At 58.4% G+C, this 502-nt stretch carries 2 protein-coding genes; one reads left to right on the forward strand and one right to left on the reverse strand.

Translation table 11 applies throughout. The features are described 5' to 3' along the window. Positions 1-122: anhydro-N-acetylmuramic acid kinase (locus tag J5M56_RS24480; RefSeq protein WP_207937995.1), on the forward strand; the 122-nt coding region annotated here is incomplete at its 5' end. A 69-nt stretch (positions 123-191) separates the two neighbouring features. Here J5M56_RS24480 and erpA read toward each other — a convergent pair. Next, on the reverse strand, positions 192-502 hold a 311-nt coding region (erpA, locus tag J5M56_RS24485), incomplete at its 5' end, for an iron-sulfur cluster insertion protein ErpA (RefSeq protein WP_207937994.1).

Raw genomic sequence — 502 nt, forward strand, 5'->3', positions numbered from 1 at the left:
GGGTAGAAGCCATGGCCTTTGCCTGGCTGGCTCATTGCTGCCTCGAAGGCATCGCCGCCAATCGGCCAAGCGTCACCGGCGCTCGCGGCCTGCGCGTACTTGGCGCCATCTACCCGGCCTAAACTTCAGATACAAAAACGCCGCAGAACCGAAAGGCTCTGCGGCGTTTTTTTGTGTGCGGTGAAGCGCGATCAGATCGAGAACGACGAACCGCAACCACAAGTCGTGGTGGCATTCGGGTTCTTGATCACGAAGCGCGAACCTTCCAGACCTTCCTGATAATCCACCTCGGCACCGGCCAGGTACTGGAAGCTCATCGGATCGACCACCAGGCTCACGCCTTCGCGCTCGACGATGGTGTCGTCATCGGCCACGTCTTCATCGAAGGTGAAACCGTATTGAAACCCTGAACAACCGCCGCCCGTAACAAATACGCGCAGCTTCAAGCGATCATTCCCCTCTTCATCGACCAGGCTCTTCACCTTGTGCGCAGCACCTTGAG

Origin of the sequence: Pseudomonas sp. 51_B, assembly GCF_017491595.1 — a bacterium.
Taxonomy (GTDB): Bacteria; Pseudomonadota; Gammaproteobacteria; order Pseudomonadales; family Pseudomonadaceae; genus Aquipseudomonas; species Aquipseudomonas promysalinigenes.